13 protein-coding genes and 2 pseudogenes are annotated in these 16,450 nt (G+C 66.1%); 10 read left to right on the top strand and 5 right to left on the bottom strand.

Going from position 1 to position 16,450, the window contains the following annotated elements; all coding sequences use genetic code 11:
• Positions 1-58: 58 nt before the first annotated feature.
• From A2J02_RS01490 to A2J02_RS01480, 3 genes and pseudogenes are all read right to left on the bottom strand, one after another.
• Positions 59-652, bottom strand: a pseudogene (locus tag A2J02_RS01490) (SPFH domain-containing protein); the annotation flags it as partial.
• Between the two features lie 39 nt (positions 653-691).
• A complete protein-coding gene (locus tag A2J02_RS01485; protein WP_068045818.1) occupies positions 692-1,165 on the bottom strand; it encodes an NUDIX hydrolase in 474 nt (157 codons plus the stop codon).
• 4 nt (positions 1,166-1,169) lie between these two features.
• Positions 1,170-2,255, bottom strand: a complete 1,086-nt coding sequence (locus tag A2J02_RS01480; RefSeq protein ID WP_082898592.1) for an ABC transporter substrate-binding protein — start codon at positions 2,253-2,255, stop codon at positions 1,170-1,172.
• Between the two features lie 302 nt (positions 2,256-2,557).
• Between A2J02_RS01480 and ctaD the strand changes: the two genes are divergently transcribed.
• From ctaD to yczE, 4 genes and pseudogenes are all read left to right on the top strand, one after another.
• The gene (gene ctaD / locus A2J02_RS01475; RefSeq protein WP_068045815.1) at positions 2,558-4,348 is read left to right on the top strand and encodes an aa3-type cytochrome oxidase subunit I; all 1,791 of its coding nucleotides are present in this window, start codon (positions 2,558-2,560) and stop codon (positions 4,346-4,348) included.
• A gap of 146 nt (positions 4,349-4,494) precedes the next feature.
• Positions 4,495-5,721 carry a phosphoserine phosphatase SerB gene (gene serB / locus A2J02_RS01470; RefSeq protein ID WP_068045812.1) on the top strand — a complete coding sequence of 409 codons (1,227 nt, stop codon included), beginning with the start codon at positions 4,495-4,497 and terminating at the stop codon, positions 5,719-5,721.
• Positions 5,718-6,524: a peptidyl-tRNA hydrolase gene (locus A2J02_RS01465; RefSeq protein ID WP_082898579.1), complete on the top strand. Its 807-nt coding sequence runs from the start codon at positions 5,718-5,720 to the stop codon at positions 6,522-6,524. Before serB ends, A2J02_RS01465 begins: the two co-directional genes overlap by 4 nt.
• Positions 6,525-6,589: 65 nt before the next feature.
• Positions 6,590-7,192 (top strand): annotated as a pseudogene (gene yczE, locus A2J02_RS28525) (membrane protein YczE); the annotation flags it as partial.
• Here yczE and glgX read toward each other — a convergent pair.
• Positions 7,183-9,348 (bottom strand): glycogen debranching protein GlgX, encoded by a 2,166-nt coding sequence (glgX, locus tag A2J02_RS01455; protein WP_068045809.1) that lies wholly within the window; start codon positions 9,346-9,348, stop codon positions 7,183-7,185. The pseudogene yczE and the gene glgX sit on opposite strands and share 10 nt — an antisense overlap.
• Before the next feature lie 31 nt (positions 9,349-9,379).
• Between glgX and A2J02_RS01450 the strand changes: the two genes are divergently transcribed.
• The 5 genes from A2J02_RS01450 to A2J02_RS01430 are packed head-to-tail and all read left to right on the top strand — an operon-like array spanning position 9,380 to position 14,221.
• Complete coding sequence (locus tag A2J02_RS01450; protein ID WP_068045832.1) at positions 9,380-10,222, top strand: ABC transporter ATP-binding protein; 843 nt, start codon at positions 9,380-9,382, stop codon at positions 10,220-10,222.
• 48 nt (positions 10,223-10,270) lie between these two features.
• Positions 10,271-11,086: an NUDIX hydrolase gene (locus tag A2J02_RS01445; RefSeq protein WP_068045806.1), complete on the top strand. Its 816-nt coding sequence runs from the start codon at positions 10,271-10,273 to the stop codon at positions 11,084-11,086.
• A 26-nt stretch (positions 11,087-11,112) separates the two neighbouring features.
• Entirely contained in the window at positions 11,113-11,892 is a 780-nt protein-coding gene (locus A2J02_RS01440; protein WP_068045804.1) for an enoyl-CoA hydratase/isomerase family protein, read from the top strand.
• 57 nt (positions 11,893-11,949) lie between these two features.
• On the top strand, positions 11,950-13,008 hold the full coding sequence (locus tag A2J02_RS01435) for a class I SAM-dependent methyltransferase (protein ID WP_068045802.1): 1,059 nt from the start codon (positions 11,950-11,952) through the stop codon (positions 13,006-13,008).
• Between the two features lie 40 nt (positions 13,009-13,048).
• A complete protein-coding gene (locus tag A2J02_RS01430; RefSeq protein WP_068045798.1) occupies positions 13,049-14,221 on the top strand; it encodes a THUMP-like domain-containing protein in 1,173 nt (390 codons plus the stop codon).
• Here A2J02_RS01430 and A2J02_RS01425 read toward each other — a convergent pair.
• Positions 14,209-15,531, bottom strand: coding sequence for an outer membrane protein assembly factor BamB family protein (locus tag A2J02_RS01425; RefSeq protein ID WP_068045830.1), 1,323 nt, complete (start codon positions 15,529-15,531; stop codon positions 14,209-14,211). The genes A2J02_RS01430 and A2J02_RS01425 overlap by 13 nt on opposite strands.
• A 150-nt stretch (positions 15,532-15,681) precedes the next feature.
• Here A2J02_RS01425 and A2J02_RS01420 point away from each other — a divergent pair, with 150 nt between their 5' ends.
• Positions 15,682-16,443, top strand: a complete 762-nt coding sequence (locus A2J02_RS01420) for an acyltransferase (RefSeq protein WP_068045796.1) — start codon at positions 15,682-15,684, stop codon at positions 16,441-16,443.
• Positions 16,444-16,450: the final 7 nt, after the last annotated feature.

Below are 16,450 nucleotides of genomic sequence, written 5' to 3'. Positions count from 1 at the left end.
CGTCGTGCACAGCTGGGTCCAACCGCAGCAGAATCTTCTTACGCTCGACGGCCATGGCTCACTGGTACAGCGATCCGGTGTTGACGACTGGTTGCGTGTCTCGGTCGCTGCACAGGACCACGAGCAGATTCGACACCATCGTGGCCTTGCGCTCCTCGTCGAGTTCGACGACGTGCTTTTCCTCCAGCTTCCCGAGCGCCATCTCCACCATTCCGACGGCACCTTCGACGATCTGCTGACGGGCGGCGATGACCGCGTCTGCCTGTTGCCGCCGCAACATTGCTTGAGCGATCTCCGGTGAGTAGGCCAACCGGTTGATTCGGGTTTCGATCACCTCGACACCGGCCGAACGTACCCGTGCGTGCACCTCCTCCGACATGGCGGCGGTGATCTCGTCGGCGTTCTCCCGCAACGACATTCGCCCTTCGGCGTCGTACGGGTAGCTGCCGGCGATGTGCCGGACGGCGGACTCGGTCTGGACGGCGACGAACTCCTCGTAGTCATCGACCTGGAACGACGCCAGTGCGGTATCGGCGACCTGCCAGACGACGATGGCGGAGATCTCGATCGGGTTGCCGTCGGCGTCGTTGACCTTGGATTGTCCGGTCTCGTGGTTGCGGATTCGCGTCGAGATGGCCCTGGGACAGGTCAACGCGGTTCGGTCGAACTGTGTCCTCGGTGCGGTCGGGAGTCAGCGACGGAACCACGCCGACGGCTCGTCGGCGATGGCCTTCTCGATTCGCAATCGCGAAGTGGCCGTGAGGTTTTCGGGGAGCTCGTCGAGTGCGAACCAGGCAACGTCGAGATTCTCGTCGTCGGCCACATGCGGGATGCCGCCGGTGTATCGAGCGAGGAACGTGATGTCCAGATACTGCGCGACGTCGCCGTTGGGGTAGGTGATCGGCTCCGTCACGTCGACGCTCGTCAAGCGCTCGATCGAGGCGTCCACCCCGGTTTCCTCGCCGATCTCACGCAGCGCTGCCGGGGCGGGTTCCTCGCCCGGCTCGAGAATTCCCGAGACCACGGCCCAGGTGTTGTTGTCCGCTCGCAGCGTCAGCAGCACGCGCCGGTTGTCGTCGAGAACGACTGCGCTTACACCGGACAGCCACAACGGCGACGTTCCGACGACACTGCGCAGGGCACGGACGAATTCGGGAATCGGCATCGCGTCAGGAGACGTAGGCGTTCAGGGAGGCGGACAGGTCGTCCAGAACGGCCCGTGCCGCGACGACGCCGCTGCCCGACCAAACAGTGTCGTTGACGGCGAAGACCCGACCGTCGGTGACCGAACCGAGAGCGTGCCACGCGTCGGAGTCCATCACCTCGCGCCCGAAGCTCTCGCCGTCGGGGCCCGCGAATCGCACGTAGACGATGTCTCCCTCGACCGGCGTGAGGTTGTCCGACTCGACCGAGAACGTGGCGTCGCGCTGGCTCTGGGGCCGGCCGACTCCGACCTCGTCGAGTATCTGGCCCGCGAACGAGTTCGGTCCGTCCACCTCGATGGAGTCCGCCGCGAATCGGACGACGGACGCCTGGGTCTGGGTGGCGTCGATCTCACGACCGACTCGTTCGGCGTCCGCGGAGAACGAGGCGAGTGCCTCGAATGCCGCCTGGCCGCGACCGAGCGCCGCCGCGGACTGCAGAAAGGTGTCTTTCCAACCCTGCCCCGTTGCGGTGAAGACGGTCGGGGCGATGGCTGTCAGCTCGTCGTACGTAGTCGATCCGAGCGACTCGGCACCGAGGATCAGATCGGGGTCGAGGGCAGCGATGGCATCGATGTCGGGTGAACCCACCGGCCCGACGGACGGAACGGACGCCAGTCCGGTGCCCAGGTACAGCGGTTGGTCTCCGTCGCCCCGGAAATCGGGGTCGATCGTGGCCGCCCCGACGACGCGCTCCCAGATGCCGACCGCGCAGCTCGCGTCCAGGCCTGCGCCATCGAGCACGACGATGCGCTGGGGGTCGGCCGGAAGGACGCTGATGCCCTCGGCATGTCCGACGGGTCTGGTGTCACCCTCGATACCGGTCGGATCGAGTGGTGCCAGTGCGGGGCACAGACCCGCGGTGTCCCGGTTGTTGCCGACCACTCCGGCACCGGCGATGTTCGTGGTGGTGCGAACGATGGTGGATGCGTCGTCCTGCGCCTCGGAGTCGGAACAACCGACCAGCGCCACGGCGGCGGCGAGGCACACGGAGGCGACGGCACCGATCCTGCGCGGCGCACACGAACGGGGGACTCGTGGATGGAGTGGCAACGCGGGACTTCCTTCGACGGGTCGGGTGGTCTCACACAGTATCGGAAGGCGGCCGTCGCAGAACACCCGAACGGACACCGCGGAGCGTGCGGAATCGGCAACTCCCGCGGCGTCCCCGACTGCGCCGGAAAGGCCGACAGCGCAGGCAGATCGCGCGATCCGGGCACGGCCGATCGGGCCCAATACGACACACGGTAGGACCGGTTCGGCAAGCGTCGGTCCGAAGGTCTACGATTCGAGGAGCGCACGACTAGATGACGTCGCCTCGTGGTTCGAGGTCCGACGCGCAATCAGGAGGATCTGTGACTGCCCTAGCGCCTAGGCCCGCACCTGCGGTGGATGCTGCTCGGCCGTTCCCGCCGCGGACGGGACCGAAGGGGTCGTTCCTGCACAAAGCGGTGACGACAACCGATCCCAAGGTGTTGGGAATCATGTACATCGCGACATCGTTCGCGTTCTTCCTGGTCGGTGGACTCATGGCGCTGCTGATGCGCGCCGAGTTGGCCATACCGGGAATGCAGTTCCTGTCCAACGAGCAGTACAACCAGCTGTTCACCATGCACGGCACCATCATGCTGCTGCTGTACGCGACGCCGATCGTGTTCGGATTCGCCAACTACATCCTGCCGCTGCAGATCGGTGCCCCCGATGTCGCGTTCCCACGGTTGAACGCGTTCTCGTACTGGCTCTACCTGTTCGGTGCCCTGATCACCACGGCCGGGTTCATCACTCCCGGTGGCGCAGCGGACTTCGGTTGGACCGCGTACACCCCACTGACGTCGGCTCTGCACTCGCCGGGCGTCGGCGCGGACCTGTGGATCATGGGCCTGGCCGTTGCCGGTCTCGGCACCATCCTCGGTGGCGTCAACATGATCACCACGGTGATCTGCCTGCGCGCCCCCGGTATGACGATGTTCCGTATGCCGATCTTCACCTGGAACATCCTGGTGACGTCGATCCTGATCCTGCTGGCCTTTCCGCTGCTGACGGCGGCGCTGCTCGGCCTGGCGGCCGACCGTCACCTGGGCGCGCACCTGTTCGATCCGGCCACCGGTGGCGTGTTGCTGTGGCAGCACCTGTTCTGGTTCTTCGGCCACCCCGAGGTGTACATCATCGCGCTGCCGTTCTTCGGAATCGTCTCCGAGGTGTTCCCCGTCTTCTCGCGTAAGCCGATCTTCGGCTACTCGGGTCTGATCTACGCGACGATCGCGATCGCCGCGCTCTCCATCGCCGTGTGGGCGCACCACATGTACGCCACCGGCGCTGTGCTGCTGCCGTTCTTCTCCTTCATGACGTTCCTCATCGCGGTGCCCACCGGTGTGAAGATCTTCAACTGGGTCGGCACGATGTGGCGAGGCCAGGTGACACTGGAAACGCCGATGCTGTTCTCGATCGGGTTCCTGATCACCTTCGTCTTCGGTGGTCTGACCGGTGTTCTGCTGGCATCGCCGCCCATCGACTTCCAGGTCACCGACACGTACTTCGTGGTAGCCCACTTCCACTACGTGGTGTTCGGCACCGTGGTGTTCGCGACGTACGCCGGCATCTACTTCTGGTTCCCGAAGATGACGGGCCGGATGATGGACGAGGCTCTGGGCAAGTGGCATTTCTGGCTGACGTTCTTCGGATTCCACGCCACGTTCCTGGTGCAGCACTGGCTCGGAAACGAGGGCATGCCGCGTCGGTACGCCGATTACCTTCCCTCGGACGGGTTCACCGAGTTGAACGTCATCTCCACGGTCGGTGCTTTCATTCTCGGTGCCTCGACACTGCCGTTCGTGTGGAACGTGTTCAAGTCCTACCGCTACGGCGAGGTCGTCACAGTCGACGATCCGTGGGGCTACGGCAACTCGTTGGAATGGGCCACCTCGTGCCCGCCGCCGCGACACAACTTCACCGAACTGCCTCGGATCCGTTCCGAGCGTCCGGCATTCGAGTTGCACTACCCGCACATGGTCGAGCGGATGCGCGCGGAAGCGCACGTCGGGCCGGGAGCACACGGCGGTAAGACCACCGCAGTACTCGAACAGGCCCGCCGGGCCCCGATCGCCACCAGCGATCACGAAGGATCCGGAGACCCGGACCCCAAGTAGTCCACAGCGCAGCGAGAGCCCCTCCCGGCTACCGGGTGGGGCTCTTCGCTTGCGACAATCTCGTGGCGTGTTCGGGCTCGCTCGTCCACGACAGGTGACACGAAGACCTATCCGGCCGCTGGGGCCGTGCACGAAAGGGAGATTCGGTGACTTCGAGCGACACCGCAGTGCTGGTGACGGTGACGGGACCCGACAAGCCGGGCGTCACATCGGTGCTGTTCGCAGCACTGTCACGGCACAACGTCAGTCTGCTCGACGTCGAGCAGGTGGTCATCCGCGGCAGATTGACACTGGGCGTTCTCCTGTCCTGCCCGCGCGATCCCGAGGCGCTCCAGGAGGAGCTCGAGGACGCGATGGCGACGGTCGGCGTTCACGTCGATGTCGAGATCGACACCGCGCGGGGCGGTGGTCAGAGCTTGGCCACCCACGTCGTCGTCGTTCTCGGACGACCCGTGACAGCGCGTGCTTTCAGCACCATCTCCCGTGAACTCGCCCGCCAGGGCGCGAACATCGATTCCATACGCGGAATTGCCGACTATCCCGTCACCGGCCTCGAACTGCAGGTGACCGCGACCGACACGTCGCCGGATGCCGACCTGCAGTTGCGCACGGGGCTCGCGGCCATCGCAGCCGGAATCGGCGTCGACATCGCCGTGCAGCGCGGCGGAATCGCACGGCGATCCAAGCGACTGATCGTGTTCGACGTCGACTCCACGCTCGTCCAGGGTGAGGTCATCGAAATGTTGGCTGCCCGCGCGGGACGCGAGGACGAGGTACGTGCGGTCACCGAAGCTGCCATGCGCGGTGAGATCGACTTCGCGGAGTCGCTCGAACAGCGGGTCGCCGTGTTGGCGGGACTCGACGAATCCGTCATCGACGAAGTGGGCGAAAGTCTGGAACTGACCGCGGGGGCCAGAACCACCATCCGCACCCTCCGGCGTCTCGGCTTCGCCTGCGGCGTCGTGTCCGGGGGATTCCGACAGGTCATCGAGGGCCTCGCTCACGAACTCGAACTCGATTACGTCAAGGCGAACACTCTCGAGATCGTCGACGGCAAGCTCACCGGACGGGTCATCGGGGAAGTGGTCGATCGTGCTGCGAAAGCGACCGCACTCCGTGAATTCGCGGCGCAGTCGGGAGTGCCGATGGAGCAGACCGTCGCCGTGGGCGACGGAGCGAACGACATCGACATGCTCACCGCAGCAGGCCTCGGGGTTGCCTTCAACGCCAAGCCTGCGTTGCGAGAGATCGCCGACACCGCCATCTCCCATCCGTACCTCGACGCGGTCCTGTTCATCCTCGGCGTCACCCGCAACGAGATCGAAGCCGCGGACGCAGTGGATGGGGGAGTCCGCCGCGTCCCGATCCCGTGACCGGCGATCCCGTGACCGGCGATCCCACGACCGGCGACACATCGGATGATGTGGTGGCCGAGACTGCAGTCGAGGAATTCTCACCGGAGAACACGTTCGTCTCGCGCCACGCCGAGCTCGCTCGTGGGTACGGCGGAGCGGAGGACCCGGCAGATCCGGCACAGGTTCTGGCGATGCCGTTGGTGCTGCACATCCCCAAGATCGATCCGCCCCTGCGCAGCGAGTTGCTCGAGGCGGCTGCACGAGCAACCGTTGCGTTGTGCCTGGACCCACGAGTGGGCGTGGACGCGTCCTGGAACGAGGCCTTCACCGAGTGGACGTCGGCCCGCATCCGGAAGGTTGCCCGACGTGCACGCGGTGCGCAGTGGCGTGCGGCGCAGGACGTTCCTGGTGTCACGGTCGACGTCGGGGGAGCGTCGGCACGTGCGTTCGTGCCCGGTCGGGTCGGAGATCTGGATCCTCGGATCAAGCGGCTGCAGATCGGCGGAACCGACGTGTCGGCCGACGACGAACCTTCGGTCTCGGCCGGACCGGTGCTGTGGGTCGACGCCTCCCTGTCGATGACGGTGGGCAAGGCAGCCGCTCAGGTGGGACACGCGTCCATGCTGCTGGCGGGTGCGATGAGCACAGCGCAATGCCGCGAGTGGGCTGCGTCGGGCTTCGAATGTTCGGTCCGATCCGCGAACCCGGAACAATGGACGCGTGCACTGGGCGAGGTTCGTGCCGGTCGCGCCGTCGCGGTGCGGGATGCAGGCTTCACCGAAGTGGCACCCGGTTCGACAACCGTCATCGCTGTTCCGTAGCTCTGGGGTCCACTGTCGTACAAGTGGCTATGCCGAACATATCCAGTAGCCCCGAGACTGGAAGCATGTTCACCTCACCACGTCGTCTACTAGCCGGTCGCCGACTCCCTGCTCGGTTGGCTGCCCTCTACGTGGGGCTGTGGCTGTACGGGGCGTCGATGTCGTTCATGATCGCCGGTGGACTGGGCGTCAACCCGTGGGACGTCTTTCATCAGGGGCTCGAAAGCCACCTGTCGCTCAGCTTCGGAACCATCACCGCGACCCCCGGCGAGGCCGTACTGCTGATGTGGATCCCGCTACGGCAACGTCCTGGCCTGGGCACCGTGAGCAACGTGGTGGTGATCGCAGTTGCGGTGGACACGACGTCGGCGATGTTGCCGGACCTGGACGGGCTCCCGGTGAGGACCCTGGCCATGGTGTCGGGCATCGTGGTCAACGCGTTCGCCACCGCGCTGTACATCGGTGCCGGGATGGGTCCGGGGCCGCGAGACGGACTGATGACCGGTCTGGTGGCCAGGACCGGATGGTCGATTCGCCTCACCCGCACCGGAATCGAGTGCACGGTGGTGCTCACCGGTTGGTTGCTCGGCGGGACGCTCGGCGTCGGGACGGTTCTCTATGCGCTCGGAGTCGGTCCGCTCGTGCAATTGTTCATGACTCACCTGCCTGCGCTGCGCAGCACGAGGACCGTCGATCCGGTCACCGATATCGTCGAACCCGGTTCCAGCGCAGTGGTATCGGAGGGCACACCGTCCACACTCGAGGAATCGAGAACCGGAACGAACCGGGACGACGACCAACTCGGGCACGCCAGAACGATATCGGCTGGCCCTCCGGAATGGAGAACGAGGAGCGAGCTGGCATCGTCGACCTGCCCGCCGTCGGAGGCGAAGGAGCGGACGTCGGAACCGTCCACCCAGGCCTGAATGGTGCGCACCGAATCGTCGTTCCATCGGTCCGTGTCGAATTCGACTCCGGCGGAATCGAACCACACCAGATCGGGTCGGCCGGTCGGTGTCGCGCGGCCGGTGAAGAACTCCTGCTGACGCAGTGTCGGAGCGCTCGCTCGGACACGAAGGAGTCGACCCACGAAGCGAATCATGTTCTGATCGGCACTGTCCCAGTCGATGGCCCAGGCATCGGCCGCCGGTGCATCCCCGGCGATGCAATACGCGTTGTTGTTGCCTCCCTGACTGTGTCCCAGTTCGTCGCCGGCAAGGAGCATCGGTGTTCCGGTCGAGAGCGTCAGGGTTGCCAGAAGTGCCCGGACATGGCGTCCCCTGGCCTCGGCGACGGATGGATCCTCGCTCGGACCCTCCACTCCGTGGTTGACCGACGAGTTGTTGTCGGTACCGTCCCTGTTCTCTTCGCCGTTGGCCTCGTTGTGCTTTCGGTCGTACGACACCAGATCTCGGGCGGTGAACCCGTCGTGCGCGGTGACGAAGTTGATCGACGCCCATGGCAAGCGTCCACTGCTCGCGAAGAGGTCCTCCGAACCGGCCAGGCGCGAGGCCAATTCGCGGACGCCGTGCTGGCCCGCCCAGAAGCGTCGGACCGTGTCACGGTAGCGATCGTTCCATTCCGACCAGGCCACTCCGAAGTTGCCGACCTGATAGCCGGCACCGGTGGCATCCCACGGCTCGGCGATCAATTTGACCCGAGCCAGGACGGGATCGGTGGTGATGGCGGTCAACAACGGTGCGCGAGAATCGAATCGCCAACCGCCGGGTCGGCCGAGAGTGCTGGCGAGGTCGAATCGGAACCCGTCCACGCCCATGTCCTCGACCCAGTACCGAAGGCTGTCGCACACCATCCGCACGACCGCGGGCGACGCGGAATCGAGAGTGTTGCCACAGCCGGTCAGATCGACGTCCGATCCGCGTCCGTCCAGCAGGTAGTAGCCGGGCGCATCGAGCCCACGCCAGCTGATGGAGGGGCCGTCGATCGCGGATTCGCACGTGTGGTTGTAGACGACGTCGAGGATCACCTCGATTCCAGCAGCGTGCAATGCGTCGACCATGGTGCGAAATTCGTCCACCTCGTCACCGGGAACGGCGGCGAAGCGCGGATCCGGTGCGAAGTACGCACCCGTCGAGTACCCCCAGTGGTTTCGCATCCCCCTGGCACGGACGCCGGGTTCGGTGAATGTGGTGTGTACGGGCAGCAATTCGACCGACGTGATGCCGATGCGCGCGAGATGTTCGAGGACGGCCGGCTCGGCCAGGCCGAGGTACGTACCGCGAAGATGCTCGGGGACAGCAGGATTGCGGGCCGTGAACGATCCCACGTGCAGCTCGTACAGGACGGTTCTGTCCCACGGCACCTCGGGGCGAGCGGGACGGCCGACGCGATCGGGGGCTGCGCGGACGACGCCGAGCGGGAGGTGGCCGAGCGAGTCGCGAGAACTGGGCGCACCGAACGGGTCGTCCTCGTAGGCGAGCAACGCCGACGGGTCTCCGAATGCTCCGATCACCTGGCGTGCCGCGGGATCGAGCAGAATCTTCGCACCGTTGAACCGGCGCCCGGAGTGCGGATCCCATCTTCCGTGGGCACGGAAGCCGTATCGATCACCGGGCCGCACTCCCGGGACGAAGGCGTGTCGAACTCCGAATGTCCGGGTGTTCAGTTCCACCCGTCGTTCGCCGCCGTCCGGATCGATCAGGCATACCTCGACTCCATCGGCCTCGGGTGCGTGGACTGCAAATTGCGTGCCAGTCGGCAACGCGGTGGCACCCAGTGGGAACGGTGATCCGGGCGGGTTCGAGGCGGACTCGTCGCCGGTGGTCCGGTGGGAGCTACGAGGCAGATCGTCATTGGGCGACACGCGTGCACATCCTGCCGTGAATGCGCGGTCGATGTGCGGGAAGATAGGCGTCGTGTCTGAACCGGATCCCGACCTGCTCGTAGATTTCACCGACGTAGTCGTCCGCCGCGGCGGTGCGACCCTGGTGGGACCCGTCACCTGGAAGGTGGAACTGGACGAACGGTGGGTCGTCCTCGGCCCGAACGGTGCCGGAAAGACGTCCCTGCTGCGTATCGCAGCGGCCGAAATTCATCCCACGTCCGGTGTCGCCCACGTTCTCGGCGAGGTCATGGGCAAGGCCGACGTCTCCGAACTCCGACCGCGGATCGGTCTGTCGTCCTCCTCGCTGGCGCAGCGCATTCCGGCCGACGAACTCGTATCCGATCTGGTGGTGTCCGCCGGCTACTCGGTGTTGGGGCGCTGGCGTGAGAAATACGACGCGGTCGACACCGAGCGTGCAGTGGAAATGCTCGAGAGCCTCGGTGCCGAGCATCTCGCCACCCGCACCTACGGCACGCTGTCGGAAGGCGAACGAAAGCGCGTTCTCATCGCCCGCGCTCTGATGACCGATCCCGAACTGCTGTTGCTGGACGAGCCTGCGGCAGGTCTCGACCTCGGTGGACGCGAGGAACTGGTGGCGCGGCTGACCGACCTCGCTGCAGATCCCGACGCCCCCGCGACCGTCCTGATCACCCATCACGTGGAAGAGATTCCGCCGGGATTCAGTCACGCGTTGCTGCTCAAGGAAGGCGGGGTGGTGGCGCAGGGACTGGTCGACGACGTCATCACCGCAGAGAATCTGACCGAGGCGTTCAGTCAGTCGATCGCACTCGATCGCGTCGACGGTCGCTTCTTCGCGCGGCGGACCCGCGCTGCCGGGGCGCACCGCCGATAGAGCGGACCGATCGACTCCGCTGCACAGTGCAGCGGTACGTTCCCTTTCATGAGCTCGAACAGTGCTGCCGATCACGTACAGGCCCGGGACGCCTCGACGGTCATCTTGATTCGTGACGGCCTGTCACGACCCGACATCGAGGTGTTCCTGCTCGAACGTGTCGGTGGCATGGCCTTCGCGGGTGGCATGACGGTGTTTCCCGGTGGCGGCGTCGACCCCTCGGACGCGGCAGCGGACGTCCGCTGGGCAGGACCGCCGCCGTCGTGGTGGGCCGAGCGCTTCGGAACCGACGAGGGCAAGGCGCAGGCCCTGGTGTGTGCCGCGGCGCGCGAGACGTTCGAGGAGTGCGGTGTGCTGCTGGCCGGCTCGACACCGGATTCGATCGTTGCCGACACCGCTCCGTTCGCGCTGGAGCGGGGTCGGCTCGAGCGCCGTGAGGTGTCGTTCGCCGAATTCCTCACCGCCCACGACCTCGTTCTGCGATCGGATCTGCTCCGGCCGTGGTCGCACTGGATCACCCCGGTGGGCGAAGCTCGACGGTACGACACCCGGTTTTTCGTCGCAGTGCTGCCGGAGGGACAGGATGCGGACGGCGAGACCAGCGAGGCGGCGTCGGTGAGTTGGCGGTCCACCGGTGACGCACTGGCGGACTGGCGGTCGGGGAACACCATCCTCCTTCCGCCCACCTGGAGCCAACTCGACGCACTGTCTCGGTTCGACACCGTCGCACAGGTCGTCGACCACGACCGCGAGATCGCCCCGGTTCTACCGATCCTCACCCGCGACGAGGGGACGGTCCGGGTGCTCTTCGACGGCGACGACGCGTACTACGCCGGAACGCGCCATCCCTGGTCGGATCGCTAGTCCTCGGCCCGGTAGCCTTTCGGCCCATGGCTGAGTTCGTGAATCTCGAAGTGTCCGACGGCATCGGCACCATCCGCCTCGACCGTCCGCCGATGAATGCGCTCGATCGGCAGATGCAGGACGAGATCCGAGCGGCGGCACGCGAGGCCACGGTGAATGCCGACGTCAAGGCCGTCGTCGTCTACGGCGGCGAGAAGGTCTTCGCCGCCGGTGCCGACATCAAGGAGATGGTGGCGCTGTCCGCGTCGGAGATGGCCGCGATCGCCGGAGATCTGCAGTCGGCCCTCGGCTCGCTCAGTACCATTCCCAAGCCCGTGGTCGCGGCCGTGACCGGGTACGCACTCGGTGGTGGGCTGGAGGTTGCACTGGGTGCGGACCGTCGGATCGCCGGCGACAACGCCAAGTTCGGTGTCCCCGAGGTGCTGCTCGGTGTCATCCCCGGCGGCGGCGGAACGCAGCGGCTGGCTCGGCTGATCGGCCCGAGCCGTGCGAAGGACATGGTCTTCACCGGCCGCTTCGTCGGTGCCGAGGAAGCGTTGCGTATCGGATTGGTGGACGAGGTGGTGGCACCGGACGAGGTGTACAACGCAGCGCGCGCCTGGGCCATGCAGTTCACCACGGGTGCATCGCGAGCGCTCGCAGCGGCGAAGGCGTCGATCGATCAGGGGCTCGACGTCGATCTCACCACCGGTCTTCGGATCGAGGCTCAGCAGTTCGCGGCGCTGTTCGCCACCGAGGATCGCACGATCGGCATGACGTCCTTCGTGGCCGACGGCCCTGGTAAAGCAACCTTCACCGGACGGTGAAGCAACGGTCCCGCAGAGCAGAGTTGTTCCACAGCTACCGGATAGTAGGCTCGCCTGATGACTGCAAGCCCCCACGACGGTGTCAATCGATCGATCTCGAACGCGGTGCCTTCGGCGTCGTCCGAGACCGATGACCGCCAGGTCGATCCAGCCCCGAACCCGCACGCCACTGCCGAGCAGGTCGAGGCCGCACGGTCGGACACCAAACTGGCTCAGGTGCTCTATCACGACTGGGAAGCCGAAACCTACGACGACAAGTGGTCGATCTCCTACGACGAGCGATGCATCGACTACGCGCGCGGCAGATTCGATCAGGCGGTGTCCGGTGACGCGTCGGCGCACTCCGCACTGCCGTACGGCCGCGCCCTCGAGCTGGGCTGCGGTACCGGGTTCTTCCTGCTCAACCTGATGCAGGCCGGCATCGCAGACAAGGGCTCGGTCACCGACCTCTCGCCCGGCATGGTCAAGGTCGCTCTTCGCAACGCCGAGCACCTCGGCCTGGACGTCGACGGCCGGGTCGCCGATGCGGAGACGATTCCGTACGACGACAACACGTTCGATCTCGTCGTCGGGCACGCCGTCCTCCATCACATCCCGGACGTCGAACAGTCCCTGCGAGAGGTGCTGCGGGTACTCAAGCCGGGCGGTCGCTTCGTTTTCGCGGGCGAACCCACCACGGTCGGCAACTTCTACGCGCGGTGGCTCGGACGCATCACGTGGGAGGTGACCACCCGCGCGACCAAACTTCCGTTCCTGGCGAGCTGGCGCAAGCCGCAGGAAGAGCTCGACGAATCCTCGCGAGCGGCGGCACTGGAGGCCGTCGTCGACCTGCACACGTTCGATCCCACCGATCTCGAGCACATCGCGCTGTCGGCCGGTGCCGAGTCCGTGCAGGCGAACACCGAGGAGTTCGCCGCCGCTCTGCTCGGTTGGCCGGTACGGACCTTCGAGGCCGCAGTACCCGAGGGCAAGCTGGGATGGAACTGGGCGAAATTCGCCTTCGGCGGTTGGAAGACACTGAGCTGGGTGGACGAGAACGTGCTGCAGCACGTGGTACCGCGCGGACTGTTCTACAACGTGATGATCACCGGCATCAAGCCCGCCCCTCGCGCTTGATCGGCTCGGACCGCCGCAGGCTCTGCGCTCGAGTCCGCTAGTGGGCTACGAATTCACCGGCACCGACCTCGACTTCCTTTCGAGCGAGGCCGGTGCCGGAGCTCTTGCTGCGGTCGACGATCTCGAGCTCAGCGCTCGAACGTCGGTGCGCGACACGGCCTCGGTGCGCGCTCGCTTCCCGGACCACGCGAGTGCACTGATCGAAACCGTCACGGTCCGGCGCAAGGCCAGAGTGAAGTTGGTCGACTCCGATCGGTGGCTGGTGACCGACGAGGCGGTCCAGCAGGCCACGCCGACGCTCGTCGCGCGGAGGCGGGCCGCTCGACTCGCGGGCCGACGGGTGCACGATGTCACGTGTTCGATCGGCAGTGAACTGTCCGTCCTCGTCGCTACGGCGGAGTTGGCGGTGGGCAGCGACCTCGACCCGATTCGGCTTCGGATGGCCGCACACAACGTCCCTGAGGCCACTCTGCTGCGCGCCGACGCACTGACCCCGACGACACGTGAGACCGTCGTCGTTGCCGATCCCGGCCGCCGAGCAGGTGGGCGGCGACGCCACGACCCGGCGGCTCTGCAGCCGCCGCTTCCGGATCTGTTCGACGCCTATCGAGGCCGAGACCTGGTCGTCAAGTGTGCGCCCGGCCTGGATTTCGACGCGCTCGACTGGGCCGGCGAGATCGAGGTGGTCTCGCTCGACGGGGGAGTGAGAGAAGCGTGCCTGTGGTCGGAGGGGTTGAGCGAGCGCGGTGTTCGGCGCCGGGCAGCGGTTCTTCGATCCGACGGCAGTGTTCTGGAATTCACCGATGCGGAGTCGGACGACATTCCGGTTCGGCCCCCCGGCCGCTATCTGGTCGATCCCGACGGGGCGGTGGTCAGAGCCGGCTTGGTTCGGCACTACGGAGCCAGATTCGGTCTGTGGCAACTCGATCCGAGAATCGCGTATCTGACCGGCGACACCGTCCCGGCCGGGGTTCGCGGCTTCCGAATTCTCGAGCAGTCCAAGTTCTCGGAGAAAGTGCTTCGGCAACAACTGAATCGGATGGATTGCGGCTCGGTGGAGATTCTCGTCCGCGGGGTCGACGTGGATCCGGCGATACTGCGGCCCAGGCTCAAACTGCGCGGCTCCGTGGCGTTATCGGTGGTGATCGCCCGAGTCGAACGGTCCGCGGTGGCGTTCGTCTGCGCTCCGGGCGCTGTCGCTCAGCCCGTGTAGGTGAAGATCTCGCCGAGGTAGCTCGCGGTGACGACCTGGCCGTCCGGGCCGATGGACGTGCCGACGGTGGTGCCGACGACGTCGGGAACCGGTTGCACGTCCACCGTTTCTCCGGTGGCCGCATCGAACGTGAGCAGGGCCAGCCCGTCGTCCTCGCGTACTACGGTATGGCCGCGTCCGTCTGCGGATTGGGCTGCGCTGCCTGCCTGTTCGATGTCGTCGCGGACCCACACTCGCTCGGCCGAATCTCCGTTGTCGCGCACGCCCATGAGGGTGCCGTCTCCGCCCGACGGCACGATCGTGCCGTCGAAAGCGATCGAGGGACTGGCACCGATGCCGAGCCCGGTGCCCTCGGTCCACTTCTGTCGCCCGTCGGCGGTGTCGAACGCGGTCAACCTGCCGTCGACGTCGGCCAGGTAGACCGTCGACCCGTCCTCGGACAGCACCGGCCTCGACGCGACTCCGGCGGGCAGCAGGTCCGAGGACCAGCGTTCGACGAGTCCGGGAGAGCCGTCCCGGTCGTACTGCACGGAAACGAGTTGTGGTGCAATCGAACCCGGACGCCACAGTGTCAGGTACATCGTTCCGGTCGCACTGTCCACCGCGGGTGCTGCGGGTACGGGGCATTCGGATCCACCCGAGCTGCACTGGGCGAGTCCGGTGTCCATCGGCTGAAAATCGGAGTTCGGCTCGGTCAGGAAATCCGGCGTCGGAACCAGATCCAGAATGGGCACTCGAAGTTGCCCGTTCTGCGAATCGAGAACGCTGACCTGGCCCATCTGGGTGATCGAGAGCAGGCTGCCGTCCCCGAGGAACTGGGCGGACTTGGGCACTCCGTACACCGGTGTGCGCCAACGCAGTTGTCCGTGGTCGTTGTACGAGTTCATGCCGCCGTCGTCGCCGATGTAGACGTTGATGGCCGAATCGACGGTCGGCGTGGCAGTGACGACGGACGGCCCGACTCGATTGCACCAGCGCTTGCGGGCGGAGTCGATCTCGAACGAGAAGATGTTGCAGCCGGATTCGGTGGCGGCAGTGACGAACATCTGGCCCGTCGATCCTATGGACACCGGAGAGGTCACCGTGCCGCCCGTGGGGCGCGTCCAGTCCAGGGACAGCGGTGTCGACACCGACACGGCCGTCGAGCCGCTGTTGTGCGAGTTCGCATGCGCTGCGGGCCACGAATCAGGGGAGAGCGGTTCGATGGCCGAGGTGTCGGCGCTGCAACCGCTCACGGTCACCACGACTATCGCCGCAGCGACCGCAGTGACCTTTCTGCCGGTCCTGCCCTTGGCCGTGACGCCGCGCATCGATCGCTCCCCGTGTCTTGATTTCCGTGCCCGACGTGGTGCCGGTGCGTCCGTGTTCGTCTCGTCGACGAGCAACAGTCGACAGGCAACCCTAGCCCGCGCAAGGGTGCCGGCAGAGAGCGGGCGAACGAGAAACTAGGGTGAACGTCCATGACGAGTATGTGGAACGCGCCGCTGCGGACACGCTGGCGCGGGTCGAGACGACGCGACACCGAGCAGGCGCGGTTCCTCACGCGCGCGTCCCTCGACTGGGTGCTCGCCAACAAGGCGTACACGCCGTGGTACCTCGTGCGGTACTACCGCCTCGCGAAGTTCAAGCTCGCCAATCCGCACGTGATCCTGAGGGGCATGGTGTTTCTCGGCAAGAACGTGGAGATACATTCGACCCCGGAACTCTCTCGTCTCGAGATCGGGCGCTGGGTCCACATCGGCGACGGTAATGCCATTCGCTGCCACGAGGGCTCGCTGCGGATCGGCGACAAGGTGGTGTTCGGTAAGGACAACGTCGTCAACACCTACCTCGACATCGAGATCGGCGCATCGACGCTGGTGGCCGACTGGTGCTACATCTGCGATTTCGATCATCGGATGGACGACGTGAACATGCCCATCAAGGATCAGGGAATCGTCAAGGGCCCGGTGCGGATCGGGCCGGACACGTGGATCGCCGCCAAGGTGACGATCCTGCGCGAGACCAGGATCGGGCGGGGCTGCGTGCTCGGAGCCCACGCCGTCGTCAAGGGTGAGATCCCGGATTACAGCATCGCGGTCGGGGCCCCGGCCAAGGTCGTCCGCAATCGCAAGGACGCGTGGGAGGCCGGTGCCGCCGACCGCGCGAAATACATTGCTGCGCTGGAGGATATCGCCCGCAAGAAGGCGCTCGGACAGGCCGAGGCGGCGCGGGAGATCTGACTCCGGT

The organism is Rhodococcus sp. EPR-147, from assembly GCF_001647185.1.
Lineage (GTDB): Bacteria > Actinomycetota > Actinomycetes > Mycobacteriales > Mycobacteriaceae > Rhodococcoides.
This window is presented reverse-complemented; position numbering and strand designations above follow the sequence as displayed.